The organism is Bacteroidota bacterium, assembly GCA_013360915.1.
Taxonomy (GTDB): domain Bacteria; phylum Bacteroidota; class JABWAT01; order JABWAT01; family JABWAT01; genus JABWAT01.
This window is the reverse complement of sequence record JABWAT010000011.1, coordinates 38,854-59,086: the sequence shown is the minus strand read 5'-3', so window position 1 is coordinate 59,086 and position 20,233 is coordinate 38,854. Positions and strand designations below refer to the sequence as shown.

General features: G+C 48.6%; 17 protein-coding genes. 7 read left to right on the top strand and 10 right to left on the bottom strand.

Annotated elements, in window-relative coordinates; translation table 11 throughout:
* The first annotated feature begins 16 nt into the window (after nucleotides 1–16).
* Nucleotides 17–1,630: a type I restriction-modification system subunit M gene (locus HUU10_11805; protein NUQ82285.1), complete on the top strand. Its 1,614-nt coding sequence runs from the start codon at nucleotides 17–19 to the stop codon at nucleotides 1,628–1,630.
* Between the two features lie 70 nt (nucleotides 1,631–1,700).
* Here the strand turns inward: HUU10_11805 and HUU10_11800 are convergent, their stop codons facing one another.
* The 9 genes from HUU10_11800 to HUU10_11760 all read right to left on the bottom strand — a co-directional run bounded on the left by HUU10_11800 (nucleotide 1,701) and on the right by HUU10_11760 (nucleotide 11,361).
* Entirely contained in the window at nucleotides 1,701–2,939 is a 1,239-nt protein-coding gene (locus HUU10_11800; GenBank protein NUQ82284.1) for an ABC transporter permease, read from the bottom strand.
* Entirely contained in the window at nucleotides 2,936–4,153 is a 1,218-nt protein-coding gene (locus tag HUU10_11795; GenBank protein NUQ82283.1) for an ABC transporter permease, read from the bottom strand. Before HUU10_11795 ends, HUU10_11800 begins: the two co-directional genes overlap by 4 nt.
* Before the next feature lie 43 nt (nucleotides 4,154–4,196).
* Nucleotides 4,197–5,669, bottom strand: a complete 1,473-nt coding sequence (gene lysS, locus HUU10_11790; GenBank protein NUQ82282.1) for a lysine--tRNA ligase — start codon at nucleotides 5,667–5,669, stop codon at nucleotides 4,197–4,199.
* A gap of 63 nt (nucleotides 5,670–5,732) precedes the next feature.
* Nucleotides 5,733–6,074 (bottom strand): nucleotidyltransferase substrate binding protein, encoded by a 342-nt coding sequence (locus tag HUU10_11785; protein NUQ82281.1) that lies wholly within the window; start codon nucleotides 6,072–6,074, stop codon nucleotides 5,733–5,735.
* A gap of 35 nt (nucleotides 6,075–6,109) precedes the next feature.
* Nucleotides 6,110–6,463, bottom strand: a complete 354-nt coding sequence (locus HUU10_11780; GenBank protein NUQ82280.1) for a nucleotidyltransferase domain-containing protein — start codon at nucleotides 6,461–6,463, stop codon at nucleotides 6,110–6,112.
* Nucleotide 6,464: 1 nt separating this feature from the next.
* Nucleotides 6,465–7,607 carry an alanine racemase gene (alr, locus tag HUU10_11775; protein ID NUQ82279.1) on the bottom strand — a complete coding sequence of 381 codons (1,143 nt, stop codon included), beginning with the start codon at nucleotides 7,605–7,607 and terminating at the stop codon, nucleotides 6,465–6,467.
* Nucleotides 7,608–7,639: 32 nt separating this feature from the next.
* Complete coding sequence (locus HUU10_11770) at nucleotides 7,640–8,686, bottom strand: peptide chain release factor 2 (protein NUQ82278.1); 1,047 nt, start codon at nucleotides 8,684–8,686, stop codon at nucleotides 7,640–7,642.
* A 133-nt stretch (nucleotides 8,687–8,819) separates the two neighbouring features.
* Entirely contained in the window at nucleotides 8,820–9,422 is a 603-nt protein-coding gene (locus tag HUU10_11765; protein NUQ82277.1) for a hypothetical protein, read from the bottom strand.
* A 160-nt stretch (nucleotides 9,423–9,582) separates the two neighbouring features.
* Nucleotides 9,583–11,361, bottom strand: coding sequence for a T9SS type A sorting domain-containing protein (locus tag HUU10_11760; GenBank protein ID NUQ82276.1), 1,779 nt, complete (start codon nucleotides 11,359–11,361; stop codon nucleotides 9,583–9,585).
* A gap of 226 nt (nucleotides 11,362–11,587) precedes the next feature.
* On the opposite strand from HUU10_11760, the gene HUU10_11755 reads away from it, so the two are divergent.
* Together HUU10_11755 and HUU10_11750 are read left to right on the top strand one after the other, a co-directional pair.
* On the top strand, nucleotides 11,588–14,044 hold the full coding sequence (locus HUU10_11755) for a HAMP domain-containing histidine kinase (GenBank protein NUQ82275.1): 2,457 nt from the start codon (nucleotides 11,588–11,590) through the stop codon (nucleotides 14,042–14,044).
* 16 nt (nucleotides 14,045–14,060) lie between these two features.
* Nucleotides 14,061–15,410, top strand: a complete 1,350-nt coding sequence (locus HUU10_11750) for a sigma-54-dependent Fis family transcriptional regulator (protein ID NUQ82274.1) — start codon at nucleotides 14,061–14,063, stop codon at nucleotides 15,408–15,410.
* On the opposite strand, the gene HUU10_11745 is transcribed toward HUU10_11750, so the two are convergent.
* Complete coding sequence (locus HUU10_11745) at nucleotides 15,411–16,319, bottom strand: glycerophosphodiester phosphodiesterase (protein ID NUQ82273.1); 909 nt, start codon at nucleotides 16,317–16,319, stop codon at nucleotides 15,411–15,413. It lies immediately after the preceding gene.
* A gap of 161 nt (nucleotides 16,320–16,480) precedes the next feature.
* Here HUU10_11745 and HUU10_11740 point away from each other — a divergent pair, with 161 nt between their 5' ends.
* The 4 genes from HUU10_11740 to HUU10_11725 all read left to right on the top strand — a co-directional run bounded on the left by HUU10_11740 (nucleotide 16,481) and on the right by HUU10_11725 (nucleotide 20,188).
* On the top strand, nucleotides 16,481–18,421 hold the full coding sequence (locus tag HUU10_11740; protein ID NUQ82272.1) for a cellulase family glycosylhydrolase: 1,941 nt from the start codon (nucleotides 16,481–16,483) through the stop codon (nucleotides 18,419–18,421).
* Between the two features lie 69 nt (nucleotides 18,422–18,490).
* Complete coding sequence (locus HUU10_11735; GenBank protein ID NUQ82271.1) at nucleotides 18,491–18,928, top strand: hypothetical protein; 438 nt, start codon at nucleotides 18,491–18,493, stop codon at nucleotides 18,926–18,928.
* Between the two features lie 5 nt (nucleotides 18,929–18,933).
* Nucleotides 18,934–19,905, top strand: a complete 972-nt coding sequence (locus tag HUU10_11730; GenBank protein NUQ82270.1) for a hypothetical protein — start codon at nucleotides 18,934–18,936, stop codon at nucleotides 19,903–19,905.
* A 103-nt stretch (nucleotides 19,906–20,008) separates the two neighbouring features.
* Nucleotides 20,009–20,188 carry a MarR family transcriptional regulator gene (locus HUU10_11725; GenBank protein ID NUQ82269.1) on the top strand — a complete coding sequence of 60 codons (180 nt, stop codon included), beginning with the start codon at nucleotides 20,009–20,011 and terminating at the stop codon, nucleotides 20,186–20,188.
* Nucleotides 20,189–20,233: the final 45 nt, after the last annotated feature.

Genomic DNA, 20,233 nt, shown 5'->3' with positions numbered 1-20,233 from the left:
CATATATATTGAAGACATGACCGCCACCAACCAAAAACAACTGGGTAACACCCTCTGGAGCATCGCCGACCAACTACGCGGAGCAATGGATGCAGACGATTTCCGCGACTACATGCTGTCCTTCCTCTTCTTGCGCTACCTCTCCGATAATTACGAAACGGCGGCAAAAAAAGAACTTGGGCGGGATTACCCCGACGCAGGCGGAGATGCCCGCAAAGTACCGCTGGCTATCTGGTATGCCAACAATGTGGCCGACGTACCGGAGTTCGAGAAGCAGATGCGGCGTAAGGTGCATTACGTCATCCAGCCCCAGCACCTTTGGAACAGCATTGCCAACATGGCCCGTACCCAGAACGCGGAGCTGCTGAACACGCTGCAAGCCGGCTTCAAGTACATCGAAGAAGAATCCTTCGAGAGCACGTTTCAAGGGCTGTTCTCTGAGATTGACCTTGCTTCACCGAAGCTCGGAAAAGCCTACGCAGAGCGCAATGCCAAGCTGTGTGCCATCATCCAGAAAATCGCAGAAGGGCTATCTGAGTTCTCCACCGACATCGATGCCCTCGGCGATGCGTATGAATACCTGATCGGTCAGTTTGCCGCCGGGTCGGGCAAAAAGGCCGGCGAGTTTTATACCCCGCAACAGATTTCCGATATCCTTTCAGCGATTGTTACGCTCGATAGCCAGGAACCCAAAACAGGCCCCAGGAAGCGCCTGGAAAATGTGATGGACTTTGCGTGCGGGTCTGGCTCGTTGCTGCTCAATGTGCGAAAAAAGGTGTCCAAAGCAGGTGGCACCATCGGCAAAATCTACGGTCAGGAAAAGAACATCACCACCTACAACCTGGCCCGCATGAACATGCTGCTGCACGGGGTGAAGGACACCGAGTTCGACATCTTCCACGGCGACACCCTGCTCAACGAATGGGGCATGATGCGCGAAGAAAATCCGGCCAGAAAGCCCAGTTTCGATGCCATTGTAGCCAACCCACCATTCAGCTACCGCTGGGAACCGACCGATGCCCTTGCCGACGATGTGCGTTTTAAGAGTCACGGTCTGGCGCCCAAGTCTGCCGCCGATTTCGCCTTTCTGCTGCACGGCTTCCACTTCCTGAAAGACGAAGGCGTCATGGCCATCATTCTGCCCCACGGCGTGCTGTTCCGTGGCGGAGCCGAAGAACGCATTCGCACCAAGCTGCTCAAAGACGGCCATATCGACACCGTCATCGGTCTGCCAGCCAACCTGTTTTACTCTACCGGCATTCCCGTCTGCATTCTCGTGCTCAAAAAGTGCAAAAAGCCGGACGACGTGCTGTTCATCAATGCCGCCGGGCATTTTGTCAAAGGCAAACGTCAGAACCAACTCGCGCCGGAGCACATTCGCAAAATCGTCGACACCTACCAATACCGCACGGAAGAAGACCGTTACTCCCGTCGTGTACCGATGTCAGAGATCGGGAAAAACGAGTTTAACCTGAACATCTCGCGCTACATCAGCACCGCCGTTGGTGAGGAGGAAATTGACCTTGAGGCAACCAACCGCTCATTGCTTCAGATCGAGCAGGAAATCCGTAAGGCGAAGGACACACACAACGGCTTCCTAAAGGAGCTGGGGTTGGAGTTGTTGCCCTGAGACGGGAATCAGGAACATGACCGAATTCCGCATCCTGTCTCCTGACTCCTGTCTCCTGACTCCTGTCTTCTCACTCATAACGAATCGCTTCGATGGGATCGAGGCGGGTGGCCATCCGGGCCGGGTAAATGGCGGAGAGAACCGCAAGAATGAGGGAGATAGAGGTAACCGCGAGAAAATCGGTCCATTCGACTGCGACCGGGAAGGAATCAATGATAAAGTTTTCGGAATTCGGGATTTTATACCATCCGGTCAGTTGCTGCAGCCAGACCACGCCATAACCCAGCAGTGAGCCCATTCCCACACCCGACAGTCCGACCAGCAAACCCTGATTGAGGAAAATGCGGTAAATCTGTTCACGTGAGCTTCCCATGGACATGAGAATACCGATATCCCGGCGTTTTTCGAGTACGGTCATCATGAGCGTACCGACCACGTTAAAGGCAGCTATCACAATCAGGAGGGTGAGAATGAAATAAGCTCCCCATTTTTCGAACTGCATGATGCTGTACATGTTCCGGCGAAGATCATACCAGGTTCTGATTTCATAATCGGAGCCCAGCCGGGACTGAAGCCGTTCTTTCACGTCGGCTGCATCGGCTTCAGGTGACAGCCTGATCGCCACACCGGTCATTTCATCGCGGTAACGGAATAAGTCGGCGGCGGCTTCAAAGCTGATGTAGGAAAACCCGATGTCGTACACGCGCTGAACCTGGTACATACCGGTCATCTGTAACCGTTTGGTACGGGGGGCCTGCATCTGAGTAAACACTTTATCCAAACCAACCGGTGACAATACCGCAATGGTATCATGAACCATGGCATCCAACTGATCGGCCAGTGCGATCCCCATGACCATTCCGCGCTGATCCTGTTCATTCCCGGCCACATTTTGTAAACCGGCCACCATGTGGAGATCCAGACTGACCATTTTCTTAAACAGACTGTCATCCATGCCGTAGAGCCAGGCAACCTGATGGTTTTGTCCTCTGACCAGCAAGCCCTTTTCTTCGATAAACGGCGCTGAAAGCACAATGGATTTTTCTTCGCGGAGGGCCTGAATTAAAACCGAATCACTGACAGACAAGCGGTCACCGGTAGCCGATTCGATGCGGATATCGGGATCAAGCCCTTTGAGCAAACTCCCCACCAACGTTGAAAATCCGTTAAACACCGAGAGAACCACAATCAGGGAGGCGACTCCGACCGTCATGCCGGCAATGGAAATCACCGAGATGATGTTGATCAGGTTGATTCGCTTACGCGAAAACACATACCGTCCGGCGATTAACCATTCAAAGCGGTTCATCCGAACCTCACTGTATCAGAAACCGGCAACCGGGATGCGACCCATGCAGGTGCCCAGGCAGCCAGCACCGACAAGGAAAGCGTCAGCACGTTGACAAGGACCACATCGGTCAGGGATAACCGGATGGGAACGGTATCCATGAAATAGGATTCGGGCGGAAGCGGGATAATCTGGAAATAGTATTGAAGCAGACAGAATCCGATGCCAATCACGTTGCCGATGATCAGACCCGTGGTGGTAATCAGCACACCCTGACCGATGAAAATCCGCAGAATCTGATTGCCTGTTGCGCCCATCGATCTTAAAATGCCGACTTCCCGGGTTTTATCGACCACCATCATCAGAATGGTTCCGACAATGTTGATGATCGCAATCATGATCAGCGCCAGAATAATGATGGGGATCATCTGCTGCTGCAATCCGATCCACCCGAAGAGATTGGCCTGTGTCTGAAAAATACTCCGCACGAAAAACGGCCAGGGCAATGCATTCTGAAGTTCATCCGTGCGGTCATTGGCCAGCATCAGATCATCGGTTTCCAGACTGATTTCGGTGAGCAGACCGGGGCTGGAAAATAATTCACGGGCCGATTCCAGCGGAACATACACGAATAAATCGTCAAATCCCTGCATGCCTGTGTCGAAAATGCCAACCACCCGGCCCTGAATGATGTTGGGCAAATTGCCCGGAGAAGGCATTCCGCTGATTCCAAAAAAGGTGATCCGGCTGTTCAGTTCCGCACCCAGAAGCCGTGCCAGGGTTCTGCCCAGAACCACCGGATGTTTCACCGAATCGGTATCATCAAAGAACCGGCCGTCGGTCATGTACGGACCTAAACGTGCCACCAGCGGACCGTTTAATACCCCGTTAACCAGCACACCTTCCAGGTTTTTCCCGCAGCGAACCAGTCCTTGTCGGGCAAAGACAGGAGAAACAGAAGTGATAAAGCGGGTGGTATCGAGGGCCTGAAGTTTTTCATTTGGGTATTGAAAAACCTCTCCGGAAAAGGCCGTGACCGAAATGTGAGAACCAAAGGCGACCAGTTTTTTCTGAATTTCATCAGAAAACCCGTTAACGATGGCCAGGGTAATAATCAGGGCTGCAGAACCGATGGCAACGCCGCCAATGGCAAAAGCCGTGATGAAGGAAAGGAATCCCTCGCTTTTCCGGGACCGGTAAAACCGGCCGGCAATCAGCCGTTCAAAAACCAGCATGAAGATCAGGCTTTCCGACTTAACTCATTGCCGGCGCTGCCACTCATTCGGGTCTCATGGTCGGAAAGAATAACACATCGCGGATTGATTCCTGATCGAGCAAAATCATGGTCAGACGGTCAATTCCGATTCCGAGACCGGCTGTGGGAGGCATGCCATATTCCAGCGCCCGGATAAAATCGTCATCCATCACCATGGCTTCATCATCACCCCGCTCGCCCAGCCGGCCCTGTTCTTCGAATCGTTCCCGCTGATCGATGGGATCGTTCAATTCGGAAAATGCATTGCAGAGTTCCTTCCCGCCTACAATGGCCTCGAACCGTTCAACCAGACCTTCTTTAGAACGGTGTTTCTTGGCGAGAGGAGACATTTCAACCGGGTAGTCGGTGATAAAAGTCGGATTGATCAGGGTTTTCTCGACGAAAGTTCCGAAAAACTCATCAATGATTTTCCCCACTCCGATTTTCGGATCGAGATCGAGTCCCTTTTCTTTGGCAATTTTGCGCAACTCGGCTTCGGATTTCCCTTCCAGATTCACGCCGATTTTTTCGGCAATGGAATCGAACATGGTCACCCGGCGCCAGGGTGTTTTAAAATCGATTTCTTTCCCCTGATAGGAAATGCGGGTGGTTCCGTTCAGTGCGAGGCAAACCGTCTCAATGGCATTTTCAACAAATTCCATCATCCAGTTGTAGTCTTTATACGCCACGTACAATTCCACCTGAGTGAATTCCGGATTGTGGAACCGGTCCATGCCTTCATTCCGGAAATCGCGGGAAAATTCATAGACGCCATCGAATCCGCCCACGATGAGACGTTTGAGGTACAATTCGTTTGAAATCCGCAGATACAGCGTCATTCCCAGCGCATTGTGCGTGGTGGTAAACGGACGGGCTGCGGCGCCGCCATAAATCGGCTGAAGAATCGGTGTTTCCACCTCGAGGTACCCGGCCTTGTTGAAGTAATCACGCAGGGTCTGAACAATTTGCGACCGTTTCTGAAACACTTTCCGAACGTCGGGGTTCACCACCAGATCGACATACCGCTGGCGGTATCTGACTTCCTTATCGGAAAACTCATCATACACGACTTTCTGGCCATCCACTTCCTTTTCCTTGGCAATGGGCAGCGGACGAAGGGTCTTGGTCAGAAGGGCAATTTCGCGGGTATGGATGGAAATTTCACCGGTCCGGGTGCGGAAGACGTAGCCTTTCACGCCGACGATATCACCCAGATCATACATGTGAAACTGCTGATACTTTTCCTCGCCGATTTCATCTTTTTTCAGATAGACCTGAATGCGGCCATCCGAATCCATCAGATGAAAGAAGGAGGCTTTTCCCATCTGACGGATCGCCATGATGCGTCCGGCCACCGATACTTCACGGGGTGGTTGCTGGTCATCCTGGAACGACTGAATAATCTCAGCCGATTTAGCAGTGATTTCCCATTCATAAGCAAAGGGATTCACACCGGCTTCCCGCAGGTCCTGCAGGTATTTGCGGCGCTGAAGCATCTGATCGTTTAATTCCTGGCTCAAGTTGATTCCTGTCTTCGATAAAATGTTAAATAAAAATTGTTACTTCAGTTGATTGATCCAGCTTTTCATTCGGGTGCAATAACCCGGAATAAAGTCGAGAATCTCATCCACAAGTTCATCCTGATACAGATGAGCGGCCTGATTTCTTAAATCAATGGCCTGAAAAAGAATTTCGAAATCCTCTTTGCATAAAATGCCCTGCCTGTTGGCTTCCTTCACAATCGGTTTCGGACTGGCAAGTTCTACTCCAAACTGTGCGCTAAGGATCGATTTCAAGACTTTCCATGACAGTTCAACCGACATTTCAAATTGTTTGATAAATCCGGTCTTTAATAAATCCCGAACCTTTTCATCCGATTCCTGACTTAACAGGTCATTCATACCTGATAGAGTATGAATCAACCGGTTTAAATCATTCAATCTTTCAGTGTAACCGGGCCTTGCTGCCATATTTCCACCTGCTCTGTTGCTGTGCGGTAAAATCTCTCTGATACGCGACTGAAATCGACCACATCAAAAAAACACGGAATAATCGACTCATCCAATTGTTCCTTCAGATCACCCAGAATCGTGATGGGAATCCGTTCGGGTCCGATCACGCCGATATCATAATCTGAAAATTGGTTGGCATGTCCGGTTACGCGGCTTCCGAATAAAAAAACCGTGTACCGGTCGGCAGGAAAAACGCTCAACACCTTGTTTTTAATCAGGATGAGCGCTTCTTCCGCGGTCGGAACTTTATATCCATTCGTCAGGTCGATCGTTATCATCTCATTTTTCCAGAACCGGTTGCACAATGGCCGGTTCTTTGTCGGTGTAGACCCGTGGAACCCGTCCGGTGATTCCGCACAGAACTTCCCAGGGGATCGTATTGCTCCACCGTGCCACATCGGCGGCGGTCACCATCTGTTCACCGAAGATGACCACTTCATCCATCTTTTTCACATCGTGATTCAGGCCCAGATTCACCATGATATTATCCATGGTGACATTCCCCACCTGCGGATACCGCTTTCCATTGATCACCACTTTCAGCCGGTTGCTGACAGCACGGGTCACTCCGTCGGCATAGCCGATGGGAACGACGGCCAGATCGGTTTCAGCCGAGGATTTCCAGGAACTGCCATAAGAAACGGGCGTTCCGGCTGCAATCCGTTTCACCAGACTCACGTGCGAAATCAGCGACAAGGCTGGGGTGAGAATGATCGGTGCGTTGATCAGACCCTGGGGTGCATACCCGTACAACAGCAATCCCGGACGAACCATGTCAAAATGGGCATCAGGATAATACAGAGTCGCCGCCGAATTGGCGACATGTTTCAATTCCACTTCCACCTTCAGCCGGTCGGCAATCTCCAGACAATCCTGAAAACGCCTGATCTGACTGATGGTAAAATCGGGCGAGGCATCATCTGCGTTCGGAAAGTGACTCCACAAACCCTTTAAACGGATTCCCGGCAAAGCGGCAATTTTTGGAAGTTCCCGTTCCAGTTCGCGCTGCATGAGTCCGTACCGTCCCATGCCGGTATCAATCTTCAGATGAACATCGGGTTTGCGGCCTGCGCGGATGGCTTCATCGCTCACAAACCGGGCCGTTTCATAATCAGAAACGGAGACTTCCAGATCAAGGGTGAAATAATCCCTGATACAGAGCGGATCGGGATTTCCGAAAACCAGAATGGGTCTGGAGACGCCGAATTCTCTGATGCGCCGGGCTTCATCGGTACTGGCCACGGCCAGATAATCGGCTCCTGCATCGGCCAGCGCCCGACTGACGGTTTCGATGCCATGACCATAGGCATTGGCCTTTACGACCGCCATGATTTTCGGGCCGGCACCAATCCACCATCTCACCTGCCTGAGGTTGCTGCGGATAGCTCCCAGATTGACCACTGCACAGGTGCGTTTATCCATGAGGCTTTGGTTGGTTTCCCGTAAAAATCCGTTTATTTACCGGCCAGCAGGTAGGCTTTGATGAACTCATCCAGATCACCATCCATGACACCCTGCACATCGCTGGTCTCGAAATCGGTTCGCAGATCCTTCACCAGGTTGTAGGGGTGAAACACGTATGACCGGATCTGACTTCCCCACTCAATTTTCTTCTTCGTTCCCTCAATGGCATCGAGCCGGGCCTGTTCTTCATCGCGGCGGGCCTGATACAGCCGTGCTTTGAGCATTTTCATTGCCCGTTCCCGGTTCTGTAACTGGCTTCGCTCCTGCTGACAGGAAACCACGATTCCGCTTGGAAGGTGCCGCAGACGCACGGCCGTTTCGACCTTGTTCACGTTCTGTCCGCCTTTTCCTCCCGACCGGAAGGTATCCATTTCGATATCGGCCGGATTGACGGTGATTTCGACATCGTCATCGACTTCAGGGTAGATGAAAACCGATGAGAAGGACGTATGACGACGGGCGTTGCTATCGAAGGGAGAGATACGAACCAACCGGTGAACTCCGATTTCGGCTTTCAGATATCCGTAAGCAAAGGGACCTTCAAATTCGATGGTACACGATTTAATACCGGCACCGTCGCCTTCGAGAATATCGGCAATGTTAACGGTGTATCCGCGTTTCTCACCCCACCTCACATACATCCGCATCAGCATTTCGGACCAATCCTGTGCTTCGGTTCCGCCGGCACCGGCGTTGATCACCATCTGGGCATTCCGGTTGTCATCGGGACCTGCCAGCATCTGACGGAGTTCCAGATCTTTCAAAGCCGTTTCAGCTTTGCGGATTTCGCCATCCAATTCGCCTGCCAGCGATTCGTCTTCCGATTCAATGGCCAGTTCATAAAACGCCTGTGCATCATCAACCAACCGGCTGACCGACTTAAAACTGGTTACCCAGGATTTGACTTCATCGATGGTTTTCATGTGCGCTTTGGCCTTCCGGTTATCATCCCAGAAACCCGGCGCTTCGGTAGAGGCTTCTAATTTGGCCAGTTGAGCTGTCTTGTTGTCGAGGTCAAAGAAACCTCCGCAGATCAGAGGTTCTTGATTGAAGGTCTTTTAACTGTTCTTTCTGTGGTTCCAGCATGATGAAGGAGACTTTCCTGTAAAACCTGCAAAGATACCAATCTGGGTCGGAATCTTCAAAGATGCGGGGGTGGCAGTTCTCCCCTCACCACTTCCAGCGGATGGCCAGAAAAACCGGATTTTCAATAACCCGGAACCGATCAGCCTGCGCAAAGGTGTTTCTGGTCCGACTCTCGGTGAAATGATGATTCAGTCCGCCCCGGATCATCCACTGGTCATTTATGGTCCACCCGAGCCAGAATTCTGAATTCAGGGTTCCGAGATCCGGATTGCCTCCTAAGAGCAGATTAAGTGGTGTCACAGACGCGTTCTCCGTTGCGTTTTCAGGGTTCCACTCCCCAAGGGAAGCGCCCACCACGTCGATGTTGAATCCGGCCGAAAAGGCAGAAGTGATCTGTCCTTCAGCGCCGATCAGCAGGTTGGCAGAACCCACCCGGACCGTACCTTTTGTTTTTACGGCATCATCGGAAATGTTTTTGGCCTCCACCGGACCACTGGTCCAGAAACCAACCCGCACCCCTGTGGTTACCTGAAGCTGATTATCGAACCAGGACCATACTTTCCAACCGGCAGACAGATTCACCCCCGATCCGAACTGACTTTTCAGCAAGGCACCATCCAGATAAAACGGTTGAGACAGCAGGGTCAGCGGGAACAGGGTGAAGGCGGCCAGCAGATGTAAACGCATAAAAATTTCCTTTTCTGAATCTGTCGGTTGACGGGGGGAATCCTTACAGGGATTGCAAAAAGAGGCAGATTCTCATAAAAAACAAAACCGGAACTTTAAAGGCTCCGGTTTTGAGAGGTGAGGGTGGGGCAACGATTTACTTGAGAAAAGGTACGATCCTTTATTTGAGAACAACCATTTTCTGAGTTTTTACCGAGTTCCCTGCTTTCATGCGGTAATAGTAGATTCCACTTGCAAGAGAAGTTGCAGAAAACGATGCTTTATGATACCCAGCCGGGTAAAACGCATCAGTCACCTTACCAACAACCGCTCCGGTTATGTCGTACACTAATATTTCCACGCGTGATGCTGCCGGAATAGTGAATGATATGGTTGTAAGGGGATTAAACGGGTTGGGGTAGTTTTGTAAGAGTGAAAAGGCAGTGGGTACTGTCGAAACTTCCAGAATATCCGAGTAAGAAAACTCACCATTTGTATCCATTTGTTTCAGCCGATAGTAAGCCTTCAGGGAAGGTTTACTATCAATAAAATTATAGTCCTGTTGAACAGATGTATTTCCTTTCCCTTCTACAAAACCCACTTTCATCCAGCTCAGTTGGTTTTCAGATTTCTGTATTTCAAATCCAAAATTGTCGGATTCCGTCTTCGTTGACCATATCAGTTTAACCTGACCAAAATCTGATTCGTGCCTGAAAGAAAATAATTCAACCGGGACTGAAGTCCAGGAAGAATCTAATCGATTATAATACACAGCAAACAGATCAAAACCATTGCCAGGTGTTGCATTTTGGCAGGAAATAGTAAATTTGTACGAATTCAGATTAACAGTACCAGTAAATTCTATTGTATCTGTAATACCTGTTCCATACAGTTTTACAACACCACTCGGTGAATAACAAAGGGTCCAATCTACATTTTGGCCAACCGAAAATCCTGCCACAGGATCAGGTGATGTATATTGATCACTTTCAATCTGATTCCGAAAATAAATTTGTCCATCCGAAACCCATAATCCGATAAATGCGTCATCAGTAGAAGGAAATTGATCAAAATATTCTGACCATTGGTTTGTAAAACCAATTCGCATACCATCACCATTGGATCCGCTTGTATTTAGATGAGGTATCAGACTGATATTAAATTCAGACATCCCAGTGAAGGTTCGGATTGTACGTATTTCAGCCTGAGAGTAATTATCGATTCCAAAAATTGTGGTGTCACCATTTTGTGTTGGAAAGTAGGATCCCATATTCACATTGAATGACCACCAATTCCCTTCCCAATTATCCGAATTGACCTTAATGGAGGTGTCCACTTTAAATACAGTCAGCAGATCAAAACCATTTCCAGGTGTGGCATTCTGGCATGAAATCGTGAATTTGTAGGAATTCAGATTTACTGACCCAGTAAATTCAACTGTATCAGAAATTCCAGTTCCATGGAGTTTTAACGTTCCTTCAGGGGAATAAGAAATGAACCAATCTACCCTCTCCCCAACCGAATAAACTGCAATCGGTTCGGGGGAAGTATATTGATCACCCTCAATTTGATTGCGGAAATAAATAAACCCATCGGTGACCCACAATCCAATAAATGAATCATCCGCCGATGGAAACTGATCAAAATATTCTGACCATTGGTTTGTAAAACCAATTCGCATTCCATCGCCATTAGTCCCGGTGGTATTCAGATAAGGAATCAGACTGACTTTGAATTCTGATGTCCCATTATAGGTATGGATTGTTCGTATTTCAGACTGCGAATAATTGTCAATTCCGAAAATCGTAGTGTCACCATTTTGTGTGGGGAAATAGTACCCCATGTTGGCATTAAAGGTCCACCAGTTACCTTCCCAGTTATCCGGATTCACCGCAATCCGCTGAGCACACAACAATTGGTTGATTAATAGAATCGACGTAACGAGAACCATGTTTTTCATACGCACTCCTTTGGTTTGGTTGTTTTTTTCTTGACAAAACTCATACCAACCTTCCAATTGTTTACTATCCGCTCATTTTACCTGATTGTTGTTTACCTTTGGCAACATACAAATCCATTCCAGTTGACTATTGTAAACCGGTTGTGACTAAACCATCAATGAATAGCAGTCCAAATGAATGGGTATACAAATTGCTTAAGAATTATGTATACCATAGGATCCACAAATGATACCATTGTTTTTCAGATTTCTTTCCTTGTTTATTTGCCTGGTTCTGGTTTCTTTTCTTGAATACCTTGTGTTTTCCTTTAACAAACCAATGAAAGCCGATATAAAAAGTCGGATTTCTCAGGCTGAGTATTCTACACTGGCCTCTGACTTTGATCATGATGGACGTTCCGAGATTGTTGACGTACAAATAATATCTGAAAAGGATAAGAATGGGTGGATTAAACCCAAGCGAACACAAATCATTACCCAATCCTCCGATTATCATACAATCAACCAGATTAACTTGCCATTTGTATTATACCGACACCTCGTATCGGTGTTTGATTTCGATCAGAATCAGATTGATGAATTGTATATGTTTTCCATGGAAAGCGATTCTCTGTTTTTATGGGTAATTGATCCGTTACACGATCCTTCAATTCTGGTGAACCGGTTATTTTGTCAATACGTCGGAGATAATGAGTATGTAAAAGGAGGTAATACACCGGATGTATACTTTACAACCGGGTTTACCCAATATAACTCAGATCAGGATTTTGACCTAGTCGTTTATATTCAGGCCGGTTTTGGTGTTAATCCAAGGCACTTTATAGTGATGGATATTAAAAATCAGCAGCAGATATTCATTTCAAAGCCAATGGGATTTGCCACCAGACAATTTGATTTCAGAGACATTAATCAGGACGGAAAATCTGAATGCATTTTATTACATACTTTATCCCCATCAAATGACCGGGGAAAAACAAATCCATTCAGTGATGGGTCAAACTGGGCAATCATATTCACTGGTGACCTGACAACGGTATTATTTAAAAAGGAATATCCAGGGAGTTTTGGTGAAAGCCAATTTCATCCATTTAATAATAATCAATTTTTTATGATTGTAAGCACATACAATGCACAGAGATCCAGTGGACTAATCCAGATTCTTGACAAGAATTTTGTACCGGGACGCGAAGTAAACCTGGAGAATTCACGTGTTTTATCCTCAGCTATTATGCACTCGAATAATGAACCAACCGGCCTGTGGGTTCTGGGAAATGACGGTGTGATCAGAATTTTTGATGCCAACCTGATTCAAACTGATCAGATTGATCATTCTGGGCTTGGTGATCCGGTTGTTGAGTTTTCTGCTGACCTGGAATCGGATGGCCGCCCTGAATATTTATTCCGGACCAAGAATCCAAGACTATACGGACTGCTGAGTGAAGACCTAAAACATACTTACCTGTTCGAAGTCGATTATGTGAAAACCCAGATGCTGGGTAAGAATGCTTACCTGAAGTTAAATGGGGGAAGCAACCCCACGCTGTTTTTCAGAACTGAAAAATCTGCCTACGAACTCTCCTACCTCCCAAATCCCTGGTACTATCCGCTTTTTATTCTGCCCTTTTTGATCGGAGGGCTTGCCTTTCTTGGATTGAATACCGGATTTTCCCGAATCACCAGCCACCGAATTTCCACTGAAACGATTGCTGCCTACAGGACCTTCAGTCCCGGGCTAATTGGCTTCTTCGCACCGGATGGCAGACTGATTTCCTGGTACAATCACCAAACCTACTGGGAACCTGCTGTCAACTTCCTTACCACAAATGGACAGTCGGGTTGGATTCGTGATCAGATTCTTGATGCCAAAGGAAGCCCTGTCAACTTAACTGCCGATATGGACGAACTGAAATCATGTGTGGTGTCTCTAAAACCAATTGCACTCTTTCGTACCTGGGGAGTTATTGCCTGGAAGGTTGAGATCAACTCAACAACACGGGACCAACGACTTCAGATTTGGGCAAAAGTAATGCAGAAATTGGTTCACGACCTGAAAACACCGCTTTCTTCCCTGTCTCTGAACCTTCGGACTTTAAAACTGAAACTGGAAGATCTTCACCTGCCTGAAAGTCACAGTCAGCCGGAAATCCAGATGATGGAATCGGAAATAAACCGCCTCAGAGACCAGTCACGCCAGTTTCTCCGGATGGTAAACCTCGATCCACCCAAACTATCAACGGTCATTTTACAACATCTGATTGAAAAGGTGTGCGGTCGTTTTTCTGCCTTTTTTAATAATGGCACCGATTTGGTACTTGAATTTCCGGATGAACCCGTTAATGTTAATCTGGACCATGGACAATGGGATTTTGTTTTTCAGACATTGGTTGAGAATGCCATCGATGCGCTTGGTAACAAGGGAACACTCACCATATCTGTCAGCACCATTCACAGGGTCGATCTGGATTTTAAACCCATGATTGAAATACAGGTTTCAGATACCGGTGAGGGAATTTCTGAAGACAATCAGGATCAGATATTTGAACCCTACTTTTCCACCAAACGTGAAGGTACCGGGCTTGGCCTTGCAATTGTGAAGAAAGTTGTTGAAGACCATAGCGGAACGATCCAGGTAAAATCCACTCCCGGCCTTGTAACCACCTTTACTATTTATATTCCCTGCTAAACAAACCAGGAAAACTATGCCACATCTGCTTGCAATTGATGACGATTTAAGGTTCCTCACATCATTAAGGAATCTGGTTTCCCGGCTTGGTTATACAATGACCATAGAAAACAACCCGCATTTACTCGAAGATCACCTTCGAAAACAGGAAACAGACTGTGTTCTGCTTGATGTAAAGATGCCTGGAAGATCTGGCATTGATGTATTGCGATCGGTCAAATCGGGTTGGCCTGCAGTCCCGGTTATCATGATTTCCGGAGAAAGCACCATCACCATTGCTTTGGACTGTATCAAACAGGGAGCCTTCGATTTCATCGAAAAACCAATCGATCCGGACCGCCTGCTGATCGCTCTGAGAAACGCCACCGAGTCGAAGTCGTTGAATGTGAATCAAACCACGTTTCTGACTGAAATAAAAAAGGAGTATGAAATCCTTGGTACAAGCCATGCAATAGTTTCACTGCACGATTTCATCGGCACTGTGGCACCGACAGATGCAAGGGTTTTAATTTATGGAGAAACCGGGACGGGTAAGGAATTAATTGCCCGTAGTATTCATTTGAATTCGAAACGTGTTAATAAGCCATTTATTAAACTTAATTGTGCATCGATTCCTTCGGAATTATTGGAAAGTGAGTTGTTCGGGTTCAGGAAAGGGTCTTTCACCGGTGCCAGTCGTGATCAGAGAGGAAAATTCCTTCTGGCTGATCAGGGAACACTTTTTCTCGATGAAATCGGTGATATGAGCATGGATCTTCAGGCAAAATTGCTAAGGGTTCTTGAAGAAGGCGAAGTTGATCTGATCGGGGACCCGACACCCCGAAAAATTAATGTCCGGGTGATTGCAGCAACCAATCAGGATTTGCCCCAACGGATCCGGAATCATCAGTTCAGGGAAGATCTTTACCACCGTCTGCATGTGGTTTCCACCACAGCTCCTGCGCTTCGTGACCGCCCGGAGGATATCGGATTTCTGGCAAATACTTTCATCAGGAAGTTTTGTGATCAATACAACAAGCCAATTCTGACACTTGCGGATTCTGCAATTCATGAAATGGCTGCGTATTCGTGGCCCGGCAATGTTCGCGAGTTAAAGAATCTCATGGAGCGATTGGTCATTTTCACCAAAACTTCCATAGTGTCCGACAAGGAGGTAAAATCTGCAATGGGGTTACCACAATCAGAGAAGGAACACCACCCATCGGATTCTGTCCTGAAGTCAACGAGGGATGACTCCGAAAAACAGCAGATAGTGGCGACATTGGAATACCATCATTGGGCCATTGGTGAAACCGCTGATGCGCTTGGAATCAATCGTACCACCCTCTTCAAAAAAATGAAACGGTACGCCATCACGAAACCCTGATCATCGCGGAATCCGGTCGGGATAGTCAGTAATAATACCATCCACCCCCATAGCAACCAGACGGGTCATATCGGCAGGTTCATTGACCGTCCAGGGAATCACTTTCATCCCCTTCTTTTTTGCCTCGCTGATCAGTTCATGCGTCACCAGTTTGTAATGCGGACTCAGGATATCTGGTATGAAGGGCAGGGATTTCAGATGATCTGACACCGATTTTTTTTCCCACACCAGCAAGGCAAGCGGTATCTGTTCGGTTAACCGGTGAACCGCAACCAGGGCCCGCGGATCAAATGATTGAATAATCACCCGATCGGTGAATCCAGTCCAGCGGATCTGATCGACAACCAGACGGGCAAATTCATCGGGATGCGGATGAAAAACACCATCTCCTTCCGGGGTGGATTTGATCTCAATGTTAAACAACATTTTCGGAAGGGATTTTTCCACACGATACGCTTCGGTTGCAGCGAATACCTGATACAAGGACGGCTTTATGGCGGGCATTGCCACCTGCCCGGGAAACTCCGGATTCCCCCGACGGCCCACATCAAATTTCTGAATGGAATCGGCTGTCATGCGGTACAGGTTCAATGAAGGTCCGTCGGTTTCAGATACCGGGCGCCCGTCGGGCCAGGAAGCGATGGCTGCATTCATCCACGGTTCATGAGACACCATCACAACTGAATCGGCTGAAATAACCACATCCAATTCCAGCGTATTCACACCGAGATCCAGTGCTTTGAGAAAGGAGGGAATGGTGTTTTCCGGAGCCAATCCCCGCGCCCCGCGATGACCCTGCCAGTCAACTTTTCCCCCGGATTGGGGTGGCTTCTGGCTGCAGGAAAGACCAGCCAGCAAAATCAGAACGGCAATCAATCCTTTAAAAGGGGTTTTATGCAGACCAATCATTTTTTTATTCTTTCAGAGATACAAATGTCCGATATTGCCTGAGAACCAGTCAAAGTCCATCACAGTTCCGGGAAGTAGACTAAACCCGTTTTCCGGAATTGACAATGGTGAATTCATTCGCTGATTCTGAACCAAAGACCAACCCTTTACTGCAGACAATCATGAAATCCTTCATACTGACCGTTTTATTACTTGCTTCCGGTTCCTCCGCGGCGCAGGAACCTCCCTTTCACCGCGGAGTCAATCTGACCGGATGGTTTCAGTGGGTCACACCACAGACCATTTCATTCGGAAAATATAACCGTCACACCTTCGAAGAAATAAAAAGCCTGGGTGCCGATGTCATCCGGCTGCCCATCGACCTGCAGATGATGTTGGGTCCGGGCCCGGGCTATGAGCCCGATTCAACCTTCCTTTTCTTTCTTGATCAGGTGATTCATTGGTCCGATTCCCTTGACCTGTACCTGATTGTCGATAACCACACGTTCGATCCATCCATTCCCACCCCTCCGACAGTGATCAACTGGATGAAGCCAGCATGGAAATCCATCGCAACCCGATATAAAGGATCCTGGCCAAAGGTGGTTTTCGAAATCCTGAATGAACCGCACGCAATCAGCGCTTCTACGTGGAATCTGATTCAGAATGACGTTCTTTCCGCCATCCGGGCCATTGATTCCGACCGGTGGATTATCGCCGGTCCGGTTGATTTCAATTCATATAATCAGCTTTCAACCCTGCCGGTTTTTACCGATCCGAAGGTAATCGTGACGTTTCATTTTTATGATCCGTTTCTGCTGACTCATCAGGGGGCCAACTGGACCGATCCGTCACTTGAACATCTGGGCGGACTTCCCTACCCCTATGATGCGGGACGAATGCCGGTGCTGCCGGATGTTTATAAGGGAACCTGGATTGAATCCAGCTTTAACAACTATAAAAACGAAGGAAAAGACAGCTGGGTTCAGGAAAAATTGGAAATTCCTGCCAGTTACCGACGCACAAAAAACCAGATTCTGTATTGTGGTGAATTTGGCATTTTAAACCATTTTTCAACCACCGATGACCGGGCACGTTGGTATGAAACAGTCCGGAAACAACTCGAAGCCGATTCCATCGCCTGGACCATCTGGGACTATCAGGGCGGATTCGGACTGTTCGTTCCCGGTTCTGCCGAACGGTTCCATCATGATCTGAATCTGCCGCTGGTTGAAGCGCTGGGATTCACAGCCCCACCCCAAACAGCCTGGATTCAGCGACCTGATACGCTGCCGGTTTCCATTTACAGTGATTTCCTTCATCATGGACTGGATAACACCAGCTGGTCCCCCACTGGCACGGTTTCCCTTCATACCCGAAATACGGGAGGAACCGGCATGCATGCCATCGAAATGAAAAACCTGCCACAATACGGAACCTTCGGATTCCGGTTCGCAGGAAACAGGGATTTTTCCAGACTCAGGACCGGCGGGTATTACCTGAAGATGAAGATCAAAGGAACCGCAGGTGTCAATCAGCTGGAAGTCAGATTCATCGACACCAAAACAGGAACGGGGGATCATCCCTGGCGGAACCGGGTTATTCTGCAAGCTCCCACAGTCAACTGGGGAACCGACTGGAAAACGGTGAAGATTCCGCTTTCCTCTTTTCAGGAATCGGGTTCCTGGGATGAAAATGCATGGCATGATCCGAAGGGATTGTTCGACTGGAAATCCATCGATAAACTGGAAATTGTGGCCGAACAAAAAGCCATGACGGGTGAGACTATCTGGCTGGATGACATTGAAATCACCGATGGAATTCACACGCACACAGAGGAAAGTCCGGACAGGCCCACCGGTTTCAGGATTGATACCATCTGGCCGAATCCTTTCAATCCGGAAGTTCACATCGGTCTGAGCGGAGTAAACAGCGGCGAGGCCATTTCTGCGGCCATTTATTCGGTAACCGGTCAGAAAATCGTCACTCTGAATGTGACGGGTTCCATGATCAGATGGAATGGTAAAAATGAACAGGGCGTTTCCTGTTCCTCCGGGATTTATTTCATACATGTGGAACATCAGAATCTGGTCCGGACCGGAAAATTGGTCTTTCTCCGCTGATAAACAGGTCTTTCCGGAACCATTCAGACCATTTCTGACTTATCGGGGTGAAATAAAACCGGGAGCTCTATGGACTTACTGTATCCGCTGCTGAAACTCATTCACGTTTTTTCCATGGCCATCTGGATCGGTGCCCCTCTTCTTCTGGGCCGCGACATCCGCTCGGCCATTGCAGCCGGCGAAACCAACAGCCTGACCAACCGGATTGATGCGCTCAACCGGCTGACTTTATGGTCAGGTCTGATCACGTTTGTTACCGGATTTGTTCTGATTTTTGTTCTGGGCGGGTTTAAAGCCGTTCACCCGGGCATCCATATCGGGTTGCTTCTGACCATTGTACTCCTCGGAATTTCTCATGGAATGACCTACCCAACCTGGAGAAAACTCAAAGCCGATGCGTTTCGTTCAGAGGCTCTGCTCGGTAAATTATCAGTAGCCAACGGGATCGAGCACGCCCTTAAACTGGTCATTCTTGTTCTGATGGTCGTCAGGCAACTCTGGGGCTGATTCCCATGAAACGTCTGCTCAGGTATCTGTCCTGGACCGGACTTTTTCTTCTGGTCCTTCTGATTCCTGCAGTGGTCTGGATTTCCTGGCAACTGGTGCGCGATCCGTTGGATGCTATCCGTCCCGGTTATTCACTTCAGCCAACCGAAAATCCAACACCCTACTCCGTTGAACTGCCGGGAGATATCCGGACTTACACCGATTACGACATGCCGGTTTCAACGGGGGATACCATCCGATGGACGGTCTCTCTGCCCGATTCACTTTCCGGCCGGATTCCAGTGGTTCTGATTCTGGGTGGATTGGAGATCGGCCGGGCCAGCCTCACTTACATTGAGCAGCACGGACCTGTTGCCCTGCTGGCCTATGAATATCCGTACAGCCCCACCTATTGGTACGAGGGAACGGTGATTGAAGAAATTCCTGCCATCCGGAATGCCATTCTGGCCGTTCCCGGTCAGGTGGCCACCATCATGAACTGGGCGGCAGGACAATCCTGGGCCGATACCACCGCCCTTTCCGTATTGGGTTACTCCTTCGGTGCATTTTTTATTCCGGCTTCTTACCGGTTGATGGAAGAAGCACACCTTCCGACAGGCCCGGCGGTTATTGCGTATGGCGGATCTGATTTGTATGCCATTATCCGGCACAACATGAAAAAACTCCCCGACTGGCAACGCACACCGGTTTCCTGGCTGGCAGCCCTCAGTATTCATCCCATCGATCCGGATCTTTACCTGCCCGGGATGAAAGCGGAAAAGTTATTTATCAATGGTAAACAGGATGATCTGATTCCCTTTGATCTGGCACTCAGGATGCAGGCACAGGCCAGCGGACCCACCTCCATCATTAACCTCAATGAAGGTCACATGCATCCACGAAAAAAAGACCTCACATCACGACTGGTCCGAATCAGCCGTGATTGGCTCGACTCCAGATGGAAGGGTGATACCACACAAGTCCGGATGGAGGAATAGGTCCCCGTCAATCCCCGGCTTTAACCCAATTCTAATCCTCCCGGCTTTCTTCATTTTCCCAATCCTTTGTATTCTTGAATTTTCCATTTAAAAGGACTTCATCATGGATAGCAAAGCCAGAATTCTCGACGCCATGAAAAAGGCTGGGACTCCCGTCAGCAACGGACAAATCGCCGACCTGACCGGCATTGACCGGAAAGAGGTTGATAAACTGATGACCAAACTTAAAACGGAAGGTGCTATTGTATCTCCCAAACGGTGTTATTGGGAACCAGCAAAATAACCAGACCGCACAGACCGCGGTTCCATCTACCCTTTATCCGGACCG